Genomic DNA, 21401 nt, shown 5'->3' on the forward strand with positions numbered 1-21401 from the left:
TCTCAGACCATGAACGATTCAAAAATGCTCCCGGCTAAAAACCCGCGCTCGCCGAAACAGACTCGTGGCCATGAACGGGTCACGGCGATTCTCGACGCCTGCGCCCACCTGCTGGTCAGCCAGGGAGTGGCCAGCCTGACCATGCATGGCCTCGCGCGCGAAGCCGGCACCTCCATCGGTTCGCTGTACCACTTCTTCAGCGACAAGCAGAGCGTGCTCGACGCCCTGGGCCAGCGCCATATCGACGCCTTCGAACAGATCACCGCCAACCTCCTGGCCATCGACCCGGCCACCTGGGTCGAGTCGAGCAGCCAGGAGGTGATCGACCGGATGATCATGCCGATCATGGAATACCTCGAGACCCATCCCGACCTGCTGCAGATGATCAGCCCCACCTTCACGCCCTGCCAGCTCCAGGCCCCGACCATCCAGGCGCGAATCCAGGAAACCTACGACCGCATGCTCGCCCTGCGCCTGCCCACCGCCAGCGCCGCGGAGCGCGACGCTTACGTGACGGCCATGCGCGGATTGCCCATCGGCCTGTTTCAGGTTGCCCTGGAGAATAGCCAGCTCAAGAGCATCCTGCTGTTGCAGGAAGTCCCCCGGGCGATGAAGGCCTACCTCGAAGCCATCGAGCGGCACCACGCCGCCCGCTGACCCCTGCGCTGTTCAACTGGCGCGATCGAGCGGACGACGCAGCATCAAGCGTTCCCGCACCAGGTCGTAACCCCAGTGATAGACATAGGTGTACGGCAGGAAGAACAGCAGCACGCCGATGTCGAGAATCAACGCCTGCATCAGGCTGACCTGCAGCCACCAGGCAATCAGCGGCACGCTTACCGCCACCAGGCCACCTTCGAACAGCAACGCATGGGCGACCCGGGTCCAGCCGCTGGGCGCCAGGGCCAGGCGCTTGAGCAGGCGGTCGAACAGGCCATTGAAGATCACGTTCCAGGCCAGGGCGATCAGGCCGATGGCGATGGTCGCCACGCCCATGTCGACAAAGGGTTTGTCCATGATCCAGGCCAGCAGCGGCGTACACAGCGCGAACGCCAGCAGCTCGAAGCCCACGGCCTGGAAAACCCGCTCGGTCAAGGACTTGGTGCTGCTCATGATCTGGCTCCCGCAAGTGAATGTGGTTGCCATGATCACCTTAGGTTCCGATACTTCATAATCATTAACCATCGAGCAAGGCGATAGTTCATGGCCTCACACGAAGTACTGCTGGCCTTTGTCCAGGCGGCCACCCAAGGCTCGTTTTCCGCGGCCGCGCGCAAGCTCGGCAAGAGCCAGTCGACCATCAGCGCGGCGGTGGCGAGCCTGGAGATCGACCTCGACCTGCAGCTGTTCGACCGCAGCAGCCGCAAGCCCGCCCTCACCCCGCAAGGCCACGTCATGCTGCAGCGGGCCGAAGACATCCTGGCCGCCACCAGCCGCCTGGAAATGGCCGCCAGCCAGCTGGCCCAGGGCGTGGAAGCCAAGCTCACGGTGGCCTTGTCCGACACCTATCAATCGGATCGTTTCGAGACCTCGCTGAGCGCCTTCGAACAACGCTACCCGGACCTGGAACTGGAATGCCTGATCGCCGAATGCGACGACCTGATCGAGCTGGTCCAGCGCGGTCGGGCACAGATCGCCTTTGCCGAGATGCAGCCCGAATACCCGGCGGACCTCGACCATTCGACGGTGGACGAGCGCACCGAAATCGCCCTGTTCGTGTCGCGCAACCACCCCTTGGCGGCACTGAAAAATATCGATCAGGCGCGCCTGCAACAGCACCGCGAGCTGCGCCTGGCGACCATCGTCAACCCCTACGACAGCCGGGCCCGGGGCCGGGTGTGGTCGGCGCCGAGCTACCTGATGCTGCTGGAAATGGCCCAGGGCGGCTTTGGCTGGGCGCCCCTGCCGCGCTGGCTGGTGGAGCGTTTCGGCGCCGACAGCCTGGTGGAACTCGATGCCCGTGGCTGGCCGCGCAACGTGGCGGTCGATGCCCTGTGGTCGCGCCTGCACCCGCCAGGTCCGGCGGGCAGCTGGTTGCTGGGGCGGATGCTGGAATAAGCGTTTTTTGCAGAGGCTCGCCCCGCTGGCGGCCGCTCCGCGCCCGATCGCAGCCTGCGGCAGCGGCTACAGGGCTCGGCTGATCTGAAGAAAAGCGCATCGTTGCGACGTTTCCGGAGTCGCTCCCGGCCCCTCCTCGCGTCACAATCCCTGTAGCCGCTGCCGTAGGCTGCGATAAGGCCAACAGGGTTCGGCTGATCTGAAGAAAAGCGCATCATTGCGACGTTGCAGAGCTCGGTCCCGGCCCCCTGCTCGCGCCACAATCCCTGTAGCCGCTGCCGCAGGCTGCGATAAGGCCGAAGGCCTTCAGCAATCGTCAATAGACCACGACCGCTCGGCCGACCACAGTCTTCGGATCGGCAGGCGTTCAGAGGGTTTTCAGAGCTTCGAGCTTGCTCTCGATAAAACGCCGCTCCGGTTCCTGTCGGGTCAGTTCCAGGGCGCGCAGATAGGCTTCCCGTGCCGGTTCGATCCGGCCCAATTGCCGGCAGAACTCGGCCCGCGCCGAATGGGCCAGGTGGTAATCCTGCAACTCGCCCCGGGCCAGGATCGCCTCGACCCGCTCCAGGCCAGCCAGCGGTCCGTCCCGCTGGGCGATGGCGACTGCGCGATTGAGTTCGATCACCGGCGAGGGCATGGCGCGCAACAGCACGTCATACAGGCCGACGATCTGCTGCCAGTCGGTTTCCCCGGCGGTCGCCGCCTCGGCATGCACCGCGGCGATCGCCGCCTGCAGGCAGTACGGGCCGAAACGGCGGGTGCCCAGGGCGTGCTCCACCAGGGCGCAGCCTTCGGCGATCAATTCGCGGTCCCACAGCGAGCGGTCCTGCTCGTCCAGCAGCACCAGCTCCCCGGTGGCCGAGGTTCGCGCCAGGCGCCGCGACTCATGCAACAGCATCAAGGCCAGCAGGCCCATCACTTCGGGTTCCGGCAGCAGTTCCAGCAACAGGCGGCCGAGGCGGATCGCCTCATGGGTCAGGTCTTCGCGGGTCAGCTCGGCGCCCATCGACGCCGAATAGCCTTCGTTGAATACCAGGTAAATCACCCGCAACACACTGTCCAGGCGCTCGGGCAGTTCGCCCAGGGACGGCACCTGATAAGGGATGTGCGCATCGCGGATCTTGGCCTTGGCGCGCACGATGCGCTGGGCGATGGTGGCCGGCGCCGAGAGAAAGGCCCGGGCGATTTCCTCGGTGGTCAGGTCGCAGATCTCCCGCAACGTCAGCGGCACCTGGGCATCCGCCGCCAACGCCGGGTGACAGCAGGTGAAGATCAGGCGCAGGCGGTCGTCTTCCAGGTCTTCCTCGCTCCAGTCTGCCTGCTCCAGCTCTTCGAGCTGGCTGACCAGCGCCGCCTGGGACGCGGCGAAACGCGCCCGCCGACGCAAGCCGTCGATGGCCTTGAAACGCCCGGCCGACACCAGCCAGGCCCGCGGGTTGTCCGGTACGCCGTCGCGCTGCCAGCGTTCGACCGCGACGAAGAACGCCTCGTGCAAGGCTTCTTCGGCGAGGTCGAAATCCCCCAGCAGGCGAATCAGGGTCGCCAGGATCCGCCGCGACTCGTTGCGGTAGACCGTCTCCACCAGCGCCTTGACGCTGTCTTGCGCCACCGCCGGCATCAGTCCGGCATGCCTCGGGTCACCAGGCTTTCCAGGCGATCCAGGCTCTGCCCCCAGCCCTCGTGAAAACCCATGGCTTCATGGGCCTGGCGATCCTCTTCGCTCCAGTGCATGGCGCGGGCGGTGTAGAGGGTCTTGCCATCCAGGTCGTCGAAGGTCACCTCAGCGCTCATGAAGGCCTTGTCCGAAGGAATCCAGCCCGGCAGGAAGGCATCGGTGAACACCAGCCGCCGCGGCGCGACGATCTCCAGGAACACGCCCATGGTCGGGTATTCGTTGCCGTCCGGGGCGCGCATCAGGGTGCGAAACTGGCCGCCGACCCACAAGTCCATTTCACACTCGGGGGTGGTCATGCCGTGGGGTCCCCACCATTGCACCAGCAACTGCGGTTCGGTCCAGGCACGGAACAGCTTGCCGGGCGGCGCATCGATCAGGCGGCTGATGGACAACTCATATTGGGCGGGCGCACGGCCCACGCAGTGCTCGGTCATTGCGAAACTCCTGCTTATGCTTGTTTTTCCAGGGCTCGTTTTCCAGGGTGGCGATCAGGGATTCAACTCACGCACCGGGCGTACCTCGACGCTGCCGACCCGGGCCGCCGGAATGTTGCCGGCGACCTGGATGGCTTCGTTGAGGTCCTTGGCATCGATCAGGTAGAACCCGGCCAACTGTTCCTTGGTTTCGGCGAACGGGCCGTCGGTGATCGACAGCCGGCCGCCGCGCATGCGCACCGTGGTCGCGGTCTGCACCGACTCCAGGGCCTCGGCGGCGAGCATCCGGCCGCTGCCCTGCACCGACTCGGCGTACGCCATGCACTCGGCGTCCTTCGGGCTCTCCGGCAGGCTGTGCAACAGCTGTTCGTCGCTGTAGACCAGGCATAGGTATTTCATGGGGCTCTCCTCGATCGGGCTGATCAACTATGGCTGCAGTTTCAGGCTTTGGCGAAAAACCCGACGATCAGGGTTGCAGGTCGAACAAGGCGGTGCCGCTCTGCATGTCGAACGGCGCCGACCAGTGTTCGTGGACCACTTTCCACTGGCCGCCCAGGCGCTGGTAACCGGCGGTCACGCGCATCCAGCAGGCCTTGCTCTCGCCCTTGTCGTCGGTGCCGCCGCAGTGGGCCAGCCAGTGGGCGAAGGCGCTGTCGCTGGCGCCGACTATGTGCAGTTGCTCGAAGTCGAAGATGCCCGGGCCGGGGCAGAACTCCATGCAGGCCTTCCAGTGCGCGCGGTAGGCTTGCTTGCCCTTGAATTGCAACGCGGCCACGGCGTCGAACGCGGTGATGTCGTCGGCGTAATAGCTGACGATGCGCTCGATGTCCTTGGCCATCACGGCCTGGCGCCAGGCGTCGATCAGGCTGCGGATTTCGCTTTCGGTGGTTTGGGCGTTCATGGCGATTCTCCTTGCGATTGAGTGATACGGGCTCAAGGTGGCCGCCGCAGGCGACCGTTAAATCGTGAAGACACCCTTAGTCGTCTGGCCGCCTGGCAAATCGACAGGGCCAGGAAAAAAAACCGGAACCCTGGGCAAAATCGCTAGAATCGCCACTTACCCAGCCCCCTCAGTGCCCGGATATGGACAGCCCAGTGACCACCCGACTCGTGCCCTACGAACAGCTCGACGCCAGGCAATTGCAGCAGCTCGACGCGCTCGAAGTGCACCCGCGGCAGAAGCATTATTCCGGCGATATCTACACCGCGCTGCATACCCTGCTCAAGGCGCCGGAGCCCGGGATCAAGGGCTTCGCCCTGCTGGCCGACGAGGTCCCGGTGGCCTTCCTGCTGCTCAAGCGCCCGCCGTTCCTGCCTCACTGGGCCGACCCCGACACCGCCACCCTGCATGCCTTGCAGGTCGATCACCGGGTCCAGGGCCAGGGCTACGGCCGGGCCTGCCTGCAAGCCCTGCCCGCCGCCGCGCGCCAGGCGTGGCCAGAGATCAAGGGGCTGATGCTGTCGGTGGACACGGACAATGCAGCGGCCTTCAGCCTCTACCTGAAGCAAGGCTGGGTCGACAGCGGCGAGGCCTACAGGGGCCGCATCGGCTATGAACGCCGTCTGGCCCTGATGTTCTGACGTTACCCAGGAGAAGCATGATGCTGACCACCCTCGAGCAACTGGAAGCAATCTACGGCCAGCCCATTGAGCGCGCCGTGCGCAAGGAAATCCCCTTCCTCAACCCGGACTACCAGGCCATGGTGCGCGCCTCGCCGCTGGTGATCCTGAGCACCGTCGGCCCAGGCGGCATGGACGGCTCGCCCCGCGGCGATACCCCGGGTTTCGTGCGGATCATCGACGAGCGCACCCTGGCCCTGCCCGACCGCCCGGGCAACAACCGCATCGACAGCCTGCGCAATATCGTCAGCGACCCGCGGGTGGCCCTGCTGTTCATCATTCCGGGCATCGGCGAGACCCTGCGGGTCAATGGCCGGGCGCGGATCTCGGCCGAGCCGGCGCTGCTGGACAGCTTCGCGGTGAATGGCAAGCCGGCGCGCACGGTGATCCTGGTAGACGTCGAGGCGGCCTACTTCCACTGCTCCAAGGCCATCGTGCGCTCCGACCTGTGGAACCCCGAGCACTACCTGGAACGCTCGGCCCTGCCCTCGGCCGGCGCCATCCTCAAGCGCCTCTGCGACGGCCAGTTCGACGCCGACCGCTACGACCGGGAAATGCCGGAACGGGTGCGCAACAGCCTGTATTGAAGGCCCTGCAGGAGCGAAGCTTGCTCGCAATGAAGGCTGACGCGGTACATCGGCCAGACCGCGGCGCCCTTTTCGCGGGCAAGCCTGGCTCCTGCGCCGTGGCGTTACGACCTCACAGTTTCAGCACCATCTCGTGCCAGGCCATGCCGCCATGGTCCGACGCCGAAGCCTTGAGGTAGACGAAGCCGAAGCGCTCGTACAAGGGCACATGCCGCTCCTTGCACATCAGGTTGATGCTGGCCTTGCCCAGGCCGCGCATGCGCTCGATAAAGGCCTCCAGCAGACGCCGGGAAACACCCTGGCCCTGATAGTCCGGATGCACCACCACCGACATGATCACCACATGGGGCCCGGCCGGGTCGTGGCCGATCAGTTCCTTGAAGGCCTCGTCGGCCATCTCGACCTCGAAGGCCGCTCCGGAATTGATGAAGCCGGCCACCACGCCCTCCCCTTCGGCGACGATGAAGCCCTCGGGCCAGGTGGCGATGCGGGTGGCGATCTTTTCCCGGGTGGCGGCTTCGTCGCCTTCGTAGGCCAGGGTTTCGATGGCGAAGCAGCGGTCCAGGTCAGCGGCGGCGACCTGACGGATCAACAGGCTGGATAAGGTCATGGGGAACAGATCGGCTATGGAAAATGCCGCCGATCATAAAGTAATAAGGCTTGCATATCGAATGACGGCAAGCCCGTAAAACCTGCGTAGAGTCGCTGTCATCCGCGCACCGACCGGGTTATTTATCAGGGCTCAATCAATCCCATCCTGGTCGAGTACGGAAGTCGCCATGAGCAATGTTCAGATCGGTTTGCTGGTGCTGTTCGGTATCAGTGCGTTCGGTTTTGTCACCCTGTCCATCGATCTGTGGCGCGCCCGCCGGCCGAACAAAGGCAAATGACCGGGCCCACCGCGGGCCCGGCCGGTACTCGCGGCGCGGCTCACTGTTCCTTGAGCGGCAGCCAGATTTCCAGCACGCCCTGGCCGGTGTCGGGGTTGAAGTCGGCGCTGTAGCGCTCGAACTCCGGCGCATCGGCGGCTTCGCGCCCGGACTGCGGCAGCCAGGTTTTCCAGATGTACTGGAAGGTCTGCGGCAGGCTCGCCAGCGGCCCCTGGTGCTCGAACACCGCGTAGTGCTGCGGCGGCACCTCGACCCATCGGTACAGCTCGGGCAAATCATCGAGTTTGCTGATTTCGACCCCGGCGATGTATTCGAACCCGCCCTTGCCGTCGGGGTTGCAGCAGAGGCCGTAGGTCTCCTCCCCGACCTGGCCGGGAACCTTGCCGATATGGGGAATGAAGCGTTCCCAGAGTTCAGGAATGCCCTGCGTCGTCTCGGGAGTGAAACGCCCGCCCAGACCGGCGATCAGCAGAAAGCGCCCCTTCTCGAAACGCGGCACCGGCCCGCTGACCTGTTTTTGCTCATCCATGATGCGACTCCTGCCTGAAAAATGGGTTCGGCAGGGAGTATAGAGGCCAAACCCGAATCGCTGGGTCAGAGCGCGGGAAGCTCCGCGACCGCCGCGCCGACGATGAATTCCTGGTAACCGGAAAGGATCACGTAGACCGCGAAATAGCAGAAGATCGCCGCAGATGCCAGGTAGGAGTAGCGCAACAACTTGTCGCCCAACAGCTTGCCGCCCTGGGTCGCGGCAAAGCACAGGCCCACGACCCAGGCCAGCCCGGCGCAGAAGAAACCGCTGAGGAACAGCCCGGAGCTGAGCAGGTCACCGCCGCCGGAACGGGCAATCAGGGTACCGCCCACCGCGGCGAACCAGAGGATCGCGCTGGGGGACGACATGGCCAGGAAGATGCCGCGGAAAAACTCCTTGCGCGGCGAACCGTTGTCCACCTCCCCGGCCTCGGCCAGCACCGCGCTGTGGTGGATCGCCGAATAGATCATCTTCGCCGCGAAGTACACCAGCAGCGCCGACCCGCCGATCCACAGCACCCAACGCACCGCTTCGTACTGCAGCAGCACGGTCATGCCGGCCAGCGCCAGCACGGCGTAGACCAGGTCACCGACACAGGTGCCCAGGCCCAGGCAAAAACCCTGGAAATAACCACGCTGCATGGCCAGGGTAATCATCGCGATATTGGCCACGCCTATGTCCAGGCACAGCGAAAGGCTCAGCAGAAAGCCGCTGGTAAACTCCATCATTCATCCTGTTCGATGCGGTTGTTCGAGTGGGGGGTATTTAACGCGGGAGGGCCCGGCAAACACAATGCGCGGGCTGCGAATCCAGCCTGCATGATGCAAATCCCTGTCCAGGCAATGCCGCTGCCGGCAAAAAAATAGTTGCCGCGCCCCTCTGGACAGCCTGGCGCCACAGCCCTTATCGTCTGCCCCCAGGCCACCGCAGTGGCCGACGTCGCTCGGACGGTTCCGGGCGCTCACGTACTCCGAGGCAACAATGGCCGAACAAGGTTCGCCGCGCCGCTTTGCGCGCATAGATCGACTCCCCCCTTACGTATTCAATATCACTGCCGAGCTGAAGATGGCTGCGCGTCGGCGCGGCGAAGACATCATCGACTTGAGCATGGGTAACCCCGACGGGGCGACTCCGCCGCACATCGTCGAGAAACTGGTCACCGTCGCCCAGCGCGAAGACACCCACGGCTACTCCACCTCCAAGGGTATTCCGCGTCTGCGCCGGGCCATTTCGCGCTGGTACAAGGATCGCTACGAGGTCGATATCGACCCGGAAAGCGAAGCCATCGTCACCATCGGTTCCAAGGAAGGCCTGGCGCACCTGATGCTCGCCACCCTGGACCAGGGCGACACCGTGCTGGTGCCCAACCCGAGCTACCCGATCCATATCTACGGCGCAGTGATCGCCGGCGCCCAGGTGCGTTCGGTGCCGCTGGTGCCAGGCGTGGATTTCTTCGACGAACTGGAGCGGGCCATCCGCGGCTCGATCCCGAAACCGAAGATGATGATCCTTGGCTTCCCGTCCAACCCGACCGCGCAGTGCGTCGAGCTGGACTTCTTCGAGCGGGTGATCGCCCTGGCCAAGCAGTACGACGTGCTGGTGATCCACGACCTGGCCTACGCCGACATCGTCTACGACGGCTGGAAAGCCCCGTCGATCATGCAGGTGCCGGGCGCCAAGGATATCGCGGTGGAGTTCTTCACCCTGTCCAAGAGCTACAACATGGCCGGCTGGCGCATCGGTTTCATGGTCGGCAACCCGGAGCTGGTCAATGCCCTGGCGCGGATCAAGAGCTACCACGACTACGGCACCTTCACCCCGCTGCAGGTGGCGGCCATCGCTGCGCTGGAAGGCGACCAGCAGTGCGTGAAAGACATCGCCGAGCAGTACCGCCAGCGCCGCAATGTGCTGGTCAAGGGCCTGCATGAGCTGGGCTGGATGGTCGAGAATCCCAAGGCCTCGATGTACGTCTGGGCGAAGATTCCCGAAGCCTACGCGCACCTGGGCTCGCTGGAGTTCGCCAAGAAGCTGCTGGCCGAGGCCAAGGTCTGCGTCTCACCGGGCGTGGGTTTCGGTGAGTACGGCGACGACCATGTGCGCTTCGCCCTGATCGAAAACCAGGACCGTATCCGCCAGGCCGTGCGCGGCATCCGCGGCATGTTCCGCGCCGATGGCCTGGTGCAGAAAGGCTGATATACGCCGACAAACAAGCAGGCACAAAAAAACCGCAGCGATGCGGTTTTTTTGTGTCTGTCTGCCGCCCCTGTAGCCGCTGCCGCAGGCTGCGATAAGGACCGAAGGGCCTTCAGCGATTGCAAGATCGCTACGGCCGTACCGGCCGATCGCAGCCTTCGGCAGCGGCTACAGGGTTCGGGTCACACCACCAGCGACAGCAGCAGGATAAAGATCAGGCCCACCACCGAAAGGATGGTTTCCATCGCGGTCCAGGTCTTGAAGGTTTCCGCCACGGTCATGTTGAAGTACTGCTTCACCAGCCAGAAACCGGCGTCGTTGACGTGGGACAGGATCAGCGAACCGGCGCCGGTGGCCAGCACCAGCAGCTCGCGGTTGACCCCAGGGATCATGCCGACCACCGGTACCACGATGCCCGCGCCGGTGATGGTCGCCACGGTCGCCGAACCGGTGGCGATCCGGATCACCGCCGCCACCAGCCACGCCAACAGGATCGGCGAGATCTGCGCGTTGACCGCCATGTGGCCGATTACGTCACCCACGCCGCTGGTCACCAGCATCTGCTTGAAGCCACCGCCGGCACCGATGATCAGGATGATTGCCGCGGTCGGCGCCAGGCTGGCGTCGAGCAGCTTGAGGATCTGCTTGGAGCCGATGCCCTGGCGCGAACCGAAGGTGTAGAGCGACAGCAGCAAGGCCAGCAGCAGCGCGCTGATCGGGTGACCGATCATGTCCATCCAGATACGGAAGAAATGCCCGTCCGGGAAGGCCACGTCGGCGAAGGTCTTGAGCAGCATCAGGAACACCGGCAGCAGCACGGTCAGCAGGGTCACGCTGAAGCTCGGCAGGTTGGCCGAGGTGTTTTCGCGCGCCAGCTGGTCGACCAGTTCCTGGTTCGGATGACCCGGGATGTGCTTGGCGATGAAGGTGCCGTAGATCGGACCGGCGATGATCGCGGTCGGCAGGGCCACGATCAGGCCGTAGAGAATGGTCTTGCCGATGTCGGCGCCGAACACGCCAATGGCCAGCAGCGGGCCCGGATGCGGCGGCACCAGGCCGTGCACCGCGGACAGGCCGGCCAGCAACGGGATACCGATCTTGATGATCGACACGCCGGTGCGCCGGGCGACGATGAACACCAGCGGGATCAGCAGCACGAAGCCGATCTCGAAGAACAGCGGGATACCCACCAGGAAGGCGGCGAACATCATCGCCCACTGCACCCGCTCCTTGCCGAACGAGCGGATCAGGGTCTGGGCGATCTGATCCGCGCCGCCGGATTCGGCCATCATTTTGCCGAGCATGGTGCCCAGCGCGAGGATGATCCCGACGAAACCGAGTACCCCACCGAAGCCGTCCTGGAACGCCTTGATGATCTTGTCCACCGGCATGCCCGACGTCAGGCCGAGGAAACCCGCGGCGATGGTCAGGGCGATGAAGGGATGCAGCTTGAATCGGGTGATCAGCACGATCAGCCCGATAATGGTGACCACTGCGTCTACCAGCAGATAGGTCTCTTGGGACATGCCAAACATGGGGTTGCCTCCGGTTTGTTGTTTTTATTCAAGCGTTAAAAACGTGAGCCGAGTGGGATAGCGCTATCCAGGTGAACCGAAGCTTATCGGGGTGAGTCCAGCCCGTGCTCCAGCCACCAGCCATGGGCCTGTTCGGCCAGCCGGTCAACGCTGTGGATGGTGGCGTCCAATGCCAGGGTCAGGGGTTCGCCCACGGGAGATTCGAGGGTCGCGAACTGACTGTCGATCAGGGTCGAAGGCATGAAATGCCCCGGACGGTGGGCCACGCGATCGGCGGCCACCTGTGGTGTCAATTGCAGGAAAACGAAGCCCAGGCCGGGCGTGGCGCTGCGCAGGCGGTCGCGGTACTTGCGCTTGAGCGCCGAGCAGGTCAGCACCGGACGTTGTCCGGCGGCCAGGGCGCGACGCAACTCGTCGCACAGGCTGTCGAGCCAGCCGGCACGGTCGTCGTCGTTCAGGGGAATACCGGCACTCATCTTGGCGATATTGGCGGCAGGGTGGAACGTATCGCCTTCAATGGCCGTGGCGCCGCTGCGCTGGCACAGCGCTTCACTGACGCTGGACTTGCCGCAGCCGGCAACGCCCATGATGACCAGGGCGGTGATGGGTTGACTCATGAAACACCTCAGCGCGCAGACAGCGCTACCTTCGCTCTTCGAAACTCTAGTGCAAAAATAGTTTCTGCCGACGCCTTCTTGTCATTTTTGTGGGTTGCCGCGTATATAGGCCGCGAAACCAAAGAGTGCGGGTCAGGCCGACCGCGCTCACGCATTGCAGCTGTTTCGAGACAGCGCTACCTTAGTGACTTGAATTTTGTTTGGCAAGCCGTCTGATGACCTCCTCCAAGAACGATAAAAATACCCGCACCACGGGGCGCCCTACCCTCAACGAAGTCGCGCGCCTGGCCGGCGTCAGCCCGATCACTGCCTCGCGAGCGCTGCGCGGCATCGACACGGTGGCCACCGAACTGGTGGAAAAGGTGCAAAAGGCCGCCCGCGAACTCAACTATGTGGTCAACCCCGCCGCCCGCGCCCTGGCCTCGGCCCAGAGCCATTCGGTGGTGGTGCTGGTGCCGTCGCTGTCCAACCTGCTGTTCATCGATACCCTGGAAGCCATTCATCAGGTTCTGCGGCCCAAGGGCTTCGAAGTGCTGATCGGCAACTACCACTATTCCCCCGACGAAGAAGAAAACCTGCTGCGCAACTACATGGCCTACCAGCCCCGCGGTTTGCTGCTGACCGGCTTCGACCGGACCGAAAGCGCCCGACGGATGGTCGAAGCCAGCAACGTCCCCTGCGTCTACATGATGGACCTCAACCCCGAGGCCGGCCTGAACTGCGTGGGCTTCTCCCAGCACAACGCCGGGGAAACCGCCGCCGAGCACCTGATCTCCCGCGGGCGCAAGCGCCTGGCCTATATCGGTGCCCAGCTCGATCAGCGCACCCTGATGCGCGGCGAAGGTTTCCGCCGCGGCCTGGAGAAAGCCGGCCTCTACGACCCGAAACTGGAAGTCCTCACCCCCCGCCCCTCGTCGGTGGGCCTAGGCGGCGAACTCTTCCTGCAACTGATGCACAGCTACCCGGACGTCGACGCGATCTTCTTCGGCAACGACGACCTGGCCCACGGCGCCCTGCTGGAAGCCATGCGCTGCGGCATCAGGATCCCCGAGCAAGTGGCGGTGATGGGCTTCAACGACCTGCCCGCCTCGGCGCACATGGTGCCGCGCCTGAGCAGCATCAGCACCCCGCGCGAAGCCATCGGCCGCCGCGCCGCGGAACAGCTGCTGACCCTGATGGCCGGCAACAGCGTGGCCAAGCCGGTGGTGGACATGGGCTTCGAGCTGATGGTGCGCGAGAGCACCTGAGCCGCGTTCAGGAACGCAGGCTCAGGGCGCTGAGCAACACGCCGAAGCCCACCAGCAGAACGCCGAACAACTGGTCGATACGCCGCTTGTAAGCCATGAGCCGGGCCCGGATGCCCGGCGCCGAAAAGAACAGCGCCACCGCCACGAACCACAGCACATGGGCCAGGACAATGATCGCGCCATAGCCGATCTGCACACCCGGCGCGGTACCTGGCTGCATCACCTGCATGAACAGGCTGACCACGAAAATCATGGTCTTGGGGTTCAGCGCATTGGTCAAAAAACCCGTACGCAACGCCGCCCACGCCGAGACCCGCGGCGCATCGACCGTTACCTCTTCCTCGACCGCGCGGCTGCGCAGCATGCCGATACCGAGATAAACCAGGTACAGCGCCCCGGCGATTTTCAGCACGCTGAACAGCAGCAGCGATTCCTTGACCAGCAGGCCGACGCCCAACAGCGTGTAGCCGATATGCAGCATCACCCCGAGCCCGATCCCCAGCGCCGTGAACACCCCGTGCCGACGCGACAGCACCAGGCTGTTACGCGTGACCATGGCGAAATCCGGCCCCGGGCTGAGCACTGCCAGGATGGTGATGGTGATTACTACTAACAGTTCAGTCATTTTCAAGCACCTTCGCTATAGAATCCGGCCCATACTTTATGGGCACGAACCGTCACAGAGCGAACGATGAAAACTGACATTCCCGGTGATAAAAACTCACAGACAAGCCATCGCCGCCTGCCGCCCCTGAGCGCCCTGCGCTGTTTCGAGACCGCCGCCCGTCTGGAGAGCTTCACCCGCGCCGGCGAAGCCCTGCACCTGACCCACGGTGCCATCAGCCGTGCCGTCCGCACCCTGGAAGAAGACCTCGGCACACGGCTGTTCGAGCGCCGCAGCCATCGGGTCTTTCTCACCGAGGCCGGCCGCGAATTGCTGCACAGCGTGGAGCATGCCTTCGACCTGATCGACGCCGCCGCCCGCAAACTGCGAACGCCGGACAAGGCCGCGGCCCTGGTGCTGTCCTGCGAACCGACCCTGCTGATGCGCTGGTTGATTCCACGGATCCCGGCCTTCTTCGCCGCTCATCCGGATATCCCCCTGCAACTGGTGGCCGGCGGCGGACCCTTCGCCTTTGCTCAAGGCATCGACCTGGCGATCCGCCGCAACGACTTTCCCTGGCCGCCCCACACCCATGCGCAGTGGCTGTTCGATGAAGCCATCGGCCCGGTGTGTCGCCCGGACCAGGCCGTCGGCTGGACCCGCGACGCAAGCGGCAGAGTACGGCTATCGGATACGGCGCCACGCCTGCACAGCGCGACCCGGGCAGCGGCCTGGGAGCAATGGTTGACCCTCAAGGGAATGCAACAGGCGCCGGGCACGGAGCAGGTCTTCGAGCATTTCTACTTCAGCCTGCAAGCGGCGGTGGCTGGGTTGGGGCTGGCCATCGCGCCCTGGCAACTGGTGCGCGACGACCTGGAGTCGGGCCTGCTGGTCGCGCCTTTCGGTTTTATCGCCGACGGCAGCGCCTACTATTTGTTGTCGCCCGAGGCAGTCGACCCGGACTCGCCCGTCGCCCGCTTGCTCGACTGGCTGCGTCACCAGGCGCTGGGCAGCGAGCAGCACGACGCCACCCGCCCGGCCCCATAAGCGGACAGGCTTACGGCCTCACCTCGGCATGAACCTGCGGGGCCTGCGCCGGGTCCTGCCCACCCAGCAACTGCACAAAAGCCTGGGCGGCCTTTTGCAGGGGCTGGTTCTTCAGCCAGACCGCGTGCACCGGCAGCAGCAGGCCGTTGTCGATGTTCTTGAAGGTCAGGCGCTTGAGCCTTCCGGCCTGGAGCAAGGGCGCGATCACCGATAGCGGGAAATTGCCCCAGCCAATGCCGGACTCGACCATGTCCAGGGCCATGGCCAGGCTGTCGGTGCGCCAGTAGGACTCGGCGATCAGCGGCCGGGTGTCGCGGATCGGCAAATCGCGGCTGGCAACCACCACCTGACGCACGTTGACCAGCTCTTCCAGATAGAGGGTGGCGTCCGGCGCCTCGGGTAACGGATGGCGCGCGGAAATGCAAGCGATCATCCGCTCGCTGCCGACGTACTGGAAATACTCCAGCACGTTCAGGCTGAGCCCGGCGAAGGCCACGCCGACCGCGACCCGACCACTGTGCAGCAGCTGCAACAGATCGTCCTGGGGCGCGCTCAGCACCTCGATGTCGAGCAACGGATGACGCTCGGCGATCAGCTTGATCGCCGCCAGCACCCGGGACTTGTCGATGTCCTCGACCACGCCGATGGACAGCCGGCTTTCCAACCCCAGGGACAACTCCACCGCATGCACCTGCAGGTGCTTGAGCTGCTCGGCGATCAGCCGCGCGTGCGGCGCCAGGGCATTGGCCATGGCGGTGGGCACCGGCTCGCGATGGCTGCGATCGAACAGGGGGTAACCCAGCTCCGCCTCGAGGTTGGCGATACCCATGCTCACCGCCGACGGCACCTTGCCCAGGGCCCGGGCCGCCGCGGAAAACGAACCGCGCTCGAGCACGGCGAGAAACAACTGGATGCTGTCGCTGGAGAAATTCATGCAGACGCCTGTCTAGGATGTCGACCTATCAGTAAACCTGAAAGCTACTGACTTTTTCTGTCAGGCACATTGAAGCTATCTTGCGCCGCATTCGCCAGCCCTTCCTGCAAAAGGAGCGGCCCGGGCCAACGAACGCGGAGGAAAAAACATGCAAGGCATCAAGCGCAAACTGGTTTACGTGTCACTGTTCGAGGTGTTCGGCATGACCTTCTCGGCCCTGGGCCTGGCCTTGCTGTCCGGCACCTCGCCGAGCAGCACCGGCCCGCTGGCGGTGGTGATCACCAGCATCGCGGTGACCTGGAACTTCATCTACACCAGCCTGTTCGAGCGTTGGGAAAGCCGCCAGGTCTCACGGACCCGCACGGTCAAGCGGCGGATCGCCCATGCCGTGGGTTTCCAGCTGACGCTGATCCTGTTCCTGATTCCGTTGATCGCCTGGTGGATGAACATCAGCCTGGTGCAGGCCTTCCTGCTGGACCTGGCGCTGATCCTGTTCATCCCCTGCTACACCTTCGTCTTCAACTGGCTGTTCGACCGGGTCTTTGGCCTGCCGGCGTCGGCGCTGCCGGACCCGGTCTGAGGCCAGAGTGCAAATCGGTATCGCCCAAGAGCGGCGCCGCTGTTAGATTTCCAGGGCCCTTCACCCGCCAAGGAAAGCTTGCATGGGAACCCTGAGAATTCTCGGTAAAGCCTCGTCGATCAACGTCCGAAAAGTGCTGTGGACCTGCGAGGAACTGGGCCTGCCCTACGAACGCGAGGATTGGGGCAGCGGCTTCCAGTCGACCCACACGCCGGAGTTTCTCCGGCTCAACCCCAACGCCCAGGTGCCGGTGCTGATCGATGACGCCGGCGCGCTCTGGGAGTCCAACAGTATTTGCCGGTACCTGACCGGCAAGGTCGCCGGGCAACGGCTGCTGCCCGGCGAACCCCGGGCCCGGGCGTTGGTGGAGCAGTGGATAGACTGGCAGGCCACGGAGCTCAATCCGGCGTGGAGCTACGCCTTCGTCGCCCTGGTCCGGCAGAACCCGGACTTTCAGGACCCGCAACGGATCACCGCCGGCCTTCGCGGCTGGAACGCCAAGATGGCCCTGCTCGAACAGCAACTGGCGAACAGCGGCGACTATGTGCTCGGCGAGCAGTTCAGCCTGGCCGATATCGTCCTCGGGCTGTCGGTGCATCGCTGGATGATGACGCCCATGGAGCGCCCCAACTTCCCCGCCGTCGCCGCCTACTACGCACGGCTCAGCGAACGCCCGGCCTTCCTGCTGCATGGACGCAATGGCATTCCCTGAGTCGTCTTTTTCTTCTGTAGGAGCTGGATGCCGCTTTGGTTGATGCTGCGGCACAAACCGCCAAAATGTAACGGAATACGACAATAAATCAGCGCACAGCCCGGCTTCCGACCCCGCATTCACAATCATTGATTTCCGTTAGCCAGCTAAGATTCCTCTTCACCGAAACCTGGAATCCCGCCCATGTCGTCCCTCACCCCTACTGTCGCTACCGACGGCCTCGACCCGGTCCGCGCCGCCGATATCTCCGCCCGCGTCGATCGCCTGCCCGCCGTCGCCACCGTCTGGCGCCTGGTGGCGCTGCTGTCGATTGGCGGTTTCTTCGAGCTGTATGACCTGTTCCAGACCGCCTATATCAGCCCTGGCCTGATCCGCGACGGGATCTTCGCCACCGGCAGTCAGGGCGTGTTCGGTTTCTCCGACCAGGCGGCCTTCGCCTCGGCGACCTTTCTCGGACTGTTCCTCGGCGCCAGCCTGCTGAGCCCGATCGCCGACCGCTTCGGGCGCCGGGCGATCTTCACCTTCGCCCTGATCTGGTACACCGTGGCCACAGTGCTGATGGGCATACAGACCTCAGCCCTGGGGATCATCGGCATGCGCTTTCTGGTAGGCATCGGCCTGGGCATCGAACTGGTGACCATCGACGCCTACCTCTCCGAGCTGGTGCCCAAGCACATGCGCAGCTCGGCCTTCGCCTTTGCCTTTTTCGTGCAGTTTCTCTCGGTGCCGGCGGTGGCGCTGATGTCCTGGTGGCTGGTGCCGCAGGACCCGTTCGGCATCGCCGGCTGGCGCTGGGTGGTGTTGGCCAGCGCGGTGTTCGCATTGTTTATCTGGTGGTTGCGTTCACGCTTGCCCGAGTCGCCGCGCTGGCTGGCCCAGCATGGGCGCTTCGCCGAGGCCGAGCGGATCATGGACAGCATCGAGGCGCGCTGCGCCAAAGACCACGGCAAGCCGCTGGACACCCCGCAACCCGAGGCCCTCGGCGTCCAGGGCTCAGGGCGTTTCGCCGATATCTGGCAACCGCCCTATCGGCGCCGGGCGCTGATGCTGATCGTGTTCCATGTGTTCCAGGCCATCGGTTTCTTCGGTTTCGGCAACTGGCTGCCGGCGCTGCTCTCGGGCCAGGGCGTGAGCGTCACCCACAGCCTGATGTACGCCTTTATCATCACCCTCGCCTATCCGCTGGGGCCGCTGCTGTTCGTCAAATTCGCCAACCGCTTCGAGAACAAGTGGCAGATCGTTGGCTCGGCCCTCGGCGCCATGACCTTCGGCACCCTGTTCGCCTGGCAAAGCACGGCCCTGGGGCTGATCGTCTGCGGGGTGATGATCACCTTCTGCAACGCCTGGCTGAGCTTCAGTTACCACTCCTACCAGAGCGAATTGTTCCCCACCAATATCCGCGCCCGGGCGGTGGGTTTCTGCTACTCGTTCAGCCGCCTGTCGACGGTGTTCAGCAGCCTGCTGATCGGCTTTTTCCTCGACCGCTTCGGCACGCCCGGGGTCCTGGCGTTCATTGTCGGCAGCATGCTGATCGTGATGTTCACCATCGGCCGTTTTGGCCCGCGTACCCGCAACCTGGCCCTGGAGAATATCGCCCAGCGTTGACCGGTCGTCGCTGGCCGCAAGCGGCAAGGCTTGTCCGCCGCGCGCCGCCAGCCTTGCCGGGTAATCGGCGCAAAGCCCTGGCAAAGAGCCCCGTCCCGGGGCGCTGCAGGGTGGCGGCATGCAAATTGCTGCGCAGCCTTCGATAGCCCTTACACACAGGTACCCAATCATGTTGGTCAGTGCCCAGAAAACCTCGGCGATCCAGCCCACCCAGCGGTCCGACATGGACCCGAGCACCGCGGCCGCCAGCGCGCTGTACAGCGGTTTGATGCAGAACGTGCAGAACACCGCGACCCTGCAAGCGTCCCAGGCCGTGCAGCAGGCCGGCAACACGGTCAACGACAATGTCGCGGCGGCCTTCGCCAAGACCCGCGTACTGCTCCAGGCCACCCCGCCGACCGCCAGCACCGCGCAGGCCAACAGCGCCATCCAGAGCCCGGCCCTGGATGAGTTCAAGGACTACATGAGCAAGTCCCCCGAGCAGCGCCTGCGCGACCGCATCCTCGAAGAGATGGGCATTACCGAGGAAGACCTGAAAAACCTGCCACCGGAGAAACAGCAGGCGGTGGCTCAGGAAATTGCCCAGCGGGTCCAGGACAAGCTGAAGCTGGCGCAAGTCGAGAAGGACGCCAACGGCGTCGAGAAACAAGTCGCCGACAAGTTCCTCGCGGCGCTTTAATCGGCCAGTCGAAACAGGTTCCCCACGGCAACCCTGTTTCATGGGGAGACTTGAGTGGCTGCGCTCAGCCCTGGGCCAGCATGTCGAGCAAGGCCCGCAGCGCCGGCGACGGCTCGCAGCCCTCGGCCAGCACCAGGGCAAAGGTGCGCTGGATCGGCACGCTCAACGGCAGCACGCACAGGCCCTGGCGTTGCTCCGGCAAGGTCATCTGCGGCACCAGGGTCACCCCCACTTGCTCGCGAACCAGGGTGAAGGCGCTGCTCCACTCCCGCACCTCGACCCGCACGTCCGCCAGCTCCAGGCCGGCATCCACCGCCAGGCTGCGGGCATTCACCGAACAGCCGCCGGTAGCCAGCACGAAGGGTTGGCTCACCAGCTCCTGCAAGGTCACCCCCTGTTCCTGAGCACGGCGCGCCAGGGCATGCCCCGCCGGCAGCACCGCCACCCAGGCATCGCGCCCCAGCAGGCCGACGCTGCGCCCGGGCGCAGGATTGAGCAGCACCCCGACATCGATCAAGCGCGCCTCGAGCAAGGCCTCGACCTCGTCGTCGCTGACCTCCAGCGCCACCACCTGGATGCCCGGATACAACAGTTTGAAGCGCCGCAGCAGCGGCGGCAGGAAAGTCGCCAGCACCATGGGGAAACTCGCCAGGCGAATGGTGCCGCGCTGAATGTCCCGGCAGGCGTCCGCGGTGTCGCGGATGTTCTGCAACGCCGCGAGCATCAGCCGCGCCTGTTCCACCACCTGTTCGCCAATGGCGGTGGGCAGGGTCTGGCGGTTCTCCCGGGTGAACAGCTGCACGCCCAGGTTGTCTTCGAGCAGCGCCAGGGCCTGGCTGGCGCCGGACTGGGTCATGCCGACCCGCTCGGCGGCGCGGGTGATGTTGCCGGTATCCGCCACGGCCACCAGCATGCGCCAGTGCATCAGGTTCATCATGGCAGTAGCTGTCCTTATGGGATTTTTCTGAAAGATTAATTTTACTGAGAGCAGCGCGGACTATGACACTGATCTCCCCCCTCTGGAGAGCCCTCGATGAACCTGTATTTCTCGCCCAACGCCTGCTCGCTGGCCCCGCATATCGTGCTGCGCGAACTGGCCCTGCCGTTCAACCTGGTCCGGGTCGACAACCGCAATAAAACCACGGCCGACGGCGGCGACTTCCTGGCGATCAACCCCAAGGGTTATGTGGCGGCGCTGGAACTGGAGGACGGCCAGGTGCTGACCGAAGGCCCGGCGATCCTGCAATACCTCGCCGACCTCAAGCCGCAGGCGGGCCTGGCACCGGCCAATGGCAGCTGGCAACGGGTGAGGTTGCAGGAGATGCTCAACTTCGTCTCCAGCGAGATCCATGGCGGCCTCGGCTGGCTGTTCAACCCCGAGTTTCCCGAAGCGACCCAGGCGCTGATCCGGCAGAAACTGTTCAAGCGCCTGGCGCTGCTGGACCGCACGCTGGAGCAGCAGAGTTACCTGCTGGGCGAATCCTTCGGTGTCGCCGACGCCTACCTGTTCACCGTGCTGCGCTGGACCGCCGGCTTCGCCATAGACCTGGAACAATGGCCGGCGCTGGCAGGTTTCCAGGCGCGAATCGCCCAGCGCGAAGCGGTGCAAGCGGCACTGGCGGCCGAAGCGGCATAAGGCTCGAGGCAGATGCCGCAGCAGCTCTGCCGGTTATTTACTTAGAAGCAAAAACAAGGAAGCCCGCAGGGCGGGCTTCGTAGGGGATCAATGGCCGAAAATATTGTGCTCGGTCTTCTTGGCTTTCTTGTCCGCGCGCTTTTCATCGGCGGTCCGGCTGGGTTTTTTCTTCGCCGTCTTTTTGGCATTCATACCTTTGGACATGATGCACACTCC

Annotated in this window: 25 protein-coding genes; 12 read left to right on the top strand and 13 right to left on the bottom strand. The window is 64.5% G+C overall.

Going from position 1 to position 21401, the window contains the following annotated elements; all coding sequences use genetic code 11:
- Window positions 1-9 precede the first annotated feature (9 nt).
- Window positions 10-657 carry a TetR/AcrR family transcriptional regulator gene (locus BM019_RS02040; protein WP_009045192.1) on the top strand — a complete coding sequence of 216 codons (648 nt, stop codon included), beginning with the start codon at window positions 10-12 and terminating at the stop codon, window positions 655-657.
- A 12-nt stretch (window positions 658-669) separates the two neighbouring features.
- On the opposite strand, the gene BM019_RS02045 is transcribed toward BM019_RS02040, so the two are convergent.
- Window positions 670-1113 carry a multidrug/biocide efflux PACE transporter gene (locus tag BM019_RS02045; RefSeq protein WP_092417487.1) on the bottom strand — a complete coding sequence of 148 codons (444 nt, stop codon included), beginning with the start codon at window positions 1111-1113 and terminating at the stop codon, window positions 670-672.
- A 90-nt stretch (window positions 1114-1203) separates the two neighbouring features.
- Between BM019_RS02045 and BM019_RS02050 the strand changes: the two genes are divergently transcribed.
- Complete coding sequence (locus BM019_RS02050; RefSeq protein WP_053262327.1) at window positions 1204-2058, top strand: LysR family transcriptional regulator; 855 nt, start codon at window positions 1204-1206, stop codon at window positions 2056-2058.
- A gap of 367 nt (window positions 2059-2425) precedes the next feature.
- Here the strand turns inward: BM019_RS02050 and BM019_RS02055 are convergent, their stop codons facing one another.
- From BM019_RS02055 to BM019_RS02070, 4 genes are all read right to left on the bottom strand, one after another.
- Window positions 2426-3676: an RNA polymerase sigma factor gene (locus BM019_RS02055; protein ID WP_092417488.1), complete on the bottom strand. Its 1251-nt coding sequence runs from the start codon at window positions 3674-3676 to the stop codon at window positions 2426-2428.
- On the bottom strand, window positions 3676-4167 hold the full coding sequence (locus BM019_RS02060; RefSeq protein ID WP_092417489.1) for an SRPBCC family protein: 492 nt from the start codon (window positions 4165-4167) through the stop codon (window positions 3676-3678). Before BM019_RS02060 ends, BM019_RS02055 begins: the two co-directional genes overlap by 1 nt.
- Before the next feature lie 54 nt (window positions 4168-4221).
- Entirely contained in the window at window positions 4222-4566 is a 345-nt protein-coding gene (locus BM019_RS02065; protein ID WP_007925146.1) for a YciI family protein, read from the bottom strand.
- A gap of 67 nt (window positions 4567-4633) precedes the next feature.
- Window positions 4634-5068 (bottom strand): YybH family protein, encoded by a 435-nt coding sequence (locus tag BM019_RS02070; protein ID WP_085531992.1) that lies wholly within the window; start codon window positions 5066-5068, stop codon window positions 4634-4636.
- Window positions 5069-5262: 194 nt separating this feature from the next.
- Between BM019_RS02070 and BM019_RS02075 the strand changes: the two genes are divergently transcribed.
- Together BM019_RS02075 and BM019_RS02080 are read left to right on the top strand one after the other, a co-directional pair.
- The gene (locus BM019_RS02075; RefSeq protein ID WP_175510555.1) at window positions 5263-5748 is read left to right on the top strand and encodes a GNAT family N-acetyltransferase; all 486 of its coding nucleotides are present in this window, start codon (window positions 5263-5265) and stop codon (window positions 5746-5748) included.
- Between the two features lie 20 nt (window positions 5749-5768).
- Window positions 5769-6374 (top strand): pyridoxamine 5'-phosphate oxidase family protein, encoded by a 606-nt coding sequence (locus BM019_RS02080; protein WP_037004957.1) that lies wholly within the window; start codon window positions 5769-5771, stop codon window positions 6372-6374.
- A 112-nt stretch (window positions 6375-6486) separates the two neighbouring features.
- On the opposite strand, the gene BM019_RS02085 is transcribed toward BM019_RS02080, so the two are convergent.
- The 3 genes from BM019_RS02085 to BM019_RS02095 all read right to left on the bottom strand — a co-directional run bounded on the left by BM019_RS02085 (window position 6487) and on the right by BM019_RS02095 (window position 8521).
- Window positions 6487-6984 (bottom strand): GNAT family N-acetyltransferase, encoded by a 498-nt coding sequence (locus BM019_RS02085; protein ID WP_092417491.1) that lies wholly within the window; start codon window positions 6982-6984, stop codon window positions 6487-6489.
- A 320-nt stretch (window positions 6985-7304) separates the two neighbouring features.
- On the bottom strand, window positions 7305-7793 hold the full coding sequence (locus BM019_RS02090) for a GyrI-like domain-containing protein (protein ID WP_085531996.1): 489 nt from the start codon (window positions 7791-7793) through the stop codon (window positions 7305-7307).
- Window positions 7794-7858: 65 nt separating this feature from the next.
- Window positions 7859-8521 carry a LysE family translocator gene (locus tag BM019_RS02095; RefSeq protein ID WP_007925134.1) on the bottom strand — a complete coding sequence of 221 codons (663 nt, stop codon included), beginning with the start codon at window positions 8519-8521 and terminating at the stop codon, window positions 7859-7861.
- A gap of 256 nt (window positions 8522-8777) precedes the next feature.
- Here BM019_RS02095 and alaC point away from each other — a divergent pair, with 256 nt between their 5' ends.
- Window positions 8778-9989, top strand: coding sequence for an alanine transaminase (gene alaC, locus BM019_RS02100; protein WP_092417492.1), 1212 nt, complete (start codon window positions 8778-8780; stop codon window positions 9987-9989).
- Between the two features lie 182 nt (window positions 9990-10171).
- Here the strand turns inward: alaC and BM019_RS02105 are convergent, their stop codons facing one another.
- The gene (locus BM019_RS02105) at window positions 10172-11524 is read right to left on the bottom strand and encodes a GntP family permease (RefSeq protein ID WP_007925132.1); all 1353 of its coding nucleotides are present in this window, start codon (window positions 11522-11524) and stop codon (window positions 10172-10174) included.
- 83 nt (window positions 11525-11607) lie between these two features.
- Window positions 11608-12141 (bottom strand): gluconokinase, encoded by a 534-nt coding sequence (locus tag BM019_RS02110; protein ID WP_009045204.1) that lies wholly within the window; start codon window positions 12139-12141, stop codon window positions 11608-11610.
- 215 nt (window positions 12142-12356) lie between these two features.
- Here BM019_RS02110 and BM019_RS02115 point away from each other — a divergent pair, with 215 nt between their 5' ends.
- Complete coding sequence (locus BM019_RS02115) at window positions 12357-13388, top strand: HTH-type transcriptional regulator GntR (protein WP_092417493.1); 1032 nt, start codon at window positions 12357-12359, stop codon at window positions 13386-13388.
- A 7-nt stretch (window positions 13389-13395) separates the two neighbouring features.
- Here BM019_RS02115 and BM019_RS02120 read toward each other — a convergent pair whose 3' ends face one another.
- The gene (locus BM019_RS02120; protein ID WP_092417494.1) at window positions 13396-14013 is read right to left on the bottom strand and encodes a LysE family transporter; all 618 of its coding nucleotides are present in this window, start codon (window positions 14011-14013) and stop codon (window positions 13396-13398) included.
- Between the two features lie 66 nt (window positions 14014-14079).
- Here BM019_RS02120 and BM019_RS02125 point away from each other — a divergent pair, with 66 nt between their 5' ends.
- Window positions 14080-15039, top strand: coding sequence for a LysR substrate-binding domain-containing protein (locus BM019_RS02125; RefSeq protein WP_092417495.1), 960 nt, complete (start codon window positions 14080-14082; stop codon window positions 15037-15039).
- Between the two features lie 10 nt (window positions 15040-15049).
- On the opposite strand, the gene BM019_RS02130 is transcribed toward BM019_RS02125, so the two are convergent.
- Window positions 15050-15973, bottom strand: a complete 924-nt coding sequence (locus BM019_RS02130) for a LysR family transcriptional regulator (protein ID WP_092417496.1) — start codon at window positions 15971-15973, stop codon at window positions 15050-15052.
- 148 nt (window positions 15974-16121) lie between these two features.
- Between BM019_RS02130 and BM019_RS02135 the strand changes: the two genes are divergently transcribed.
- The 4 genes from BM019_RS02135 (at window position 16122) to BM019_RS02150 (ending at window position 19549) form a co-directional block, all read left to right on the top strand.
- Window positions 16122-16553 (top strand): PACE efflux transporter, encoded by a 432-nt coding sequence (locus BM019_RS02135; protein WP_092417497.1) that lies wholly within the window; start codon window positions 16122-16124, stop codon window positions 16551-16553.
- A gap of 82 nt (window positions 16554-16635) precedes the next feature.
- A complete protein-coding gene (locus tag BM019_RS02140) occupies window positions 16636-17265 on the top strand; it encodes a glutathione S-transferase family protein (RefSeq protein WP_092417498.1) in 630 nt (209 codons plus the stop codon).
- A 183-nt stretch (window positions 17266-17448) separates the two neighbouring features.
- Window positions 17449-18870, top strand: a complete 1422-nt coding sequence (locus BM019_RS02145) for an MFS transporter (protein WP_092417499.1) — start codon at window positions 17449-17451, stop codon at window positions 18868-18870.
- 169 nt (window positions 18871-19039) lie between these two features.
- Window positions 19040-19549, top strand: coding sequence for a hypothetical protein (locus BM019_RS02150; protein WP_092417500.1), 510 nt, complete (start codon window positions 19040-19042; stop codon window positions 19547-19549).
- Between the two features lie 64 nt (window positions 19550-19613).
- Here BM019_RS02150 and BM019_RS02155 read toward each other — a convergent pair whose 3' ends face one another.
- A complete protein-coding gene (locus BM019_RS02155; RefSeq protein ID WP_092417501.1) occupies window positions 19614-20486 on the bottom strand; it encodes a LysR family transcriptional regulator in 873 nt (290 codons plus the stop codon).
- Window positions 20487-20582: 96 nt separating this feature from the next.
- Between BM019_RS02155 and gstA the strand changes: the two genes are divergently transcribed.
- Entirely contained in the window at window positions 20583-21185 is a 603-nt protein-coding gene (gene gstA / locus BM019_RS02160) for a glutathione transferase GstA (RefSeq protein WP_092417502.1), read from the top strand.
- The last annotated feature ends 216 nt before the right edge of the window (window positions 21186-21401 follow it).

The sequence above is a fragment of the Pseudomonas sp. NFPP07 genome (assembly GCF_900115645.1).
Lineage (GTDB): Bacteria > Pseudomonadota > Gammaproteobacteria > Pseudomonadales > Pseudomonadaceae > Aquipseudomonas > Aquipseudomonas chlororaphis.

Bases quoted from the DNA above. Each gene is read 5' to 3' on its own strand.
- BM019_RS02135 (WP_092417497.1), top strand. From the start codon at position 16,122: ATGCAAGGCATCAAGCGCAAACTGGTTTACGTGTCACTGTTCGAGGTG.
- BM019_RS02055 (WP_092417488.1), bottom strand. From the start codon at position 3,676: ATGCCGGCGGTGGCGCAAGACAGCGTCAAGGCGCTGGTGGAGACGGTC.
- BM019_RS02065 (WP_007925146.1), bottom strand. From the start codon at position 4,566: ATGAAATACCTATGCCTGGTCTACAGCGACGAACAGCTGTTGCACAGC.
- BM019_RS02060 (WP_092417489.1), bottom strand. From the start codon at position 4,167: ATGACCGAGCACTGCGTGGGCCGTGCGCCCGCCCAATATGAGTTGTCC.
- BM019_RS02115 (WP_092417493.1), top strand. From the start codon at position 12,357: ATGACCTCCTCCAAGAACGATAAAAATACCCGCACCACGGGGCGCCCT.
- BM019_RS02080 (WP_037004957.1), top strand. From the start codon at position 5,769: ATGCTGACCACCCTCGAGCAACTGGAAGCAATCTACGGCCAGCCCATT.
- BM019_RS02090 (WP_085531996.1), bottom strand. From the start codon at position 7,793: ATGGATGAGCAAAAACAGGTCAGCGGGCCGGTGCCGCGTTTCGAGAAG.
- BM019_RS02045 (WP_092417487.1), bottom strand. From the start codon at position 1,113: ATGAGCAGCACCAAGTCCTTGACCGAGCGGGTTTTCCAGGCCGTGGGC.
- BM019_RS02130 (WP_092417496.1), bottom strand. From the start codon at position 15,973: ATGAATTTCTCCAGCGACAGCATCCAGTTGTTTCTCGCCGTGCTCGAG.
- gstA (WP_092417502.1), top strand. From the start codon at position 20,583: ATGAACCTGTATTTCTCGCCCAACGCCTGCTCGCTGGCCCCGCATATC.
- BM019_RS02155 (WP_092417501.1), bottom strand. From the start codon at position 20,486: ATGATGAACCTGATGCACTGGCGCATGCTGGTGGCCGTGGCGGATACC.
- alaC (WP_092417492.1), top strand. From the start codon at position 8,778: ATGGCCGAACAAGGTTCGCCGCGCCGCTTTGCGCGCATAGATCGACTC.
- BM019_RS02145 (WP_092417499.1), top strand. From the start codon at position 17,449: ATGTCGTCCCTCACCCCTACTGTCGCTACCGACGGCCTCGACCCGGTC.
- BM019_RS02110 (WP_009045204.1), bottom strand. From the start codon at position 12,141: ATGAGTCAACCCATCACCGCCCTGGTCATCATGGGCGTTGCCGGCTGC.
- BM019_RS02120 (WP_092417494.1), bottom strand. From the start codon at position 14,013: ATGACTGAACTGTTAGTAGTAATCACCATCACCATCCTGGCAGTGCTC.
- BM019_RS02085 (WP_092417491.1), bottom strand. From the start codon at position 6,984: ATGACCTTATCCAGCCTGTTGATCCGTCAGGTCGCCGCCGCTGACCTG.
- BM019_RS02140 (WP_092417498.1), top strand. From the start codon at position 16,636: ATGGGAACCCTGAGAATTCTCGGTAAAGCCTCGTCGATCAACGTCCGA.
- BM019_RS02125 (WP_092417495.1), top strand. From the start codon at position 14,080: ATGAAAACTGACATTCCCGGTGATAAAAACTCACAGACAAGCCATCGC.
- BM019_RS02050 (WP_053262327.1), top strand. From the start codon at position 1,204: ATGGCCTCACACGAAGTACTGCTGGCCTTTGTCCAGGCGGCCACCCAA.
- BM019_RS02070 (WP_085531992.1), bottom strand. From the start codon at position 5,068: ATGAACGCCCAAACCACCGAAAGCGAAATCCGCAGCCTGATCGACGCC.
- BM019_RS02150 (WP_092417500.1), top strand. From the start codon at position 19,040: ATGTTGGTCAGTGCCCAGAAAACCTCGGCGATCCAGCCCACCCAGCGG.
- BM019_RS02040 (WP_009045192.1), top strand. From the start codon at position 10: ATGAACGATTCAAAAATGCTCCCGGCTAAAAACCCGCGCTCGCCGAAA.
- BM019_RS02105 (WP_007925132.1), bottom strand. From the start codon at position 11,524: ATGTTTGGCATGTCCCAAGAGACCTATCTGCTGGTAGACGCAGTGGTC.
- BM019_RS02095 (WP_007925134.1), bottom strand. From the start codon at position 8,521: ATGGAGTTTACCAGCGGCTTTCTGCTGAGCCTTTCGCTGTGCCTGGAC.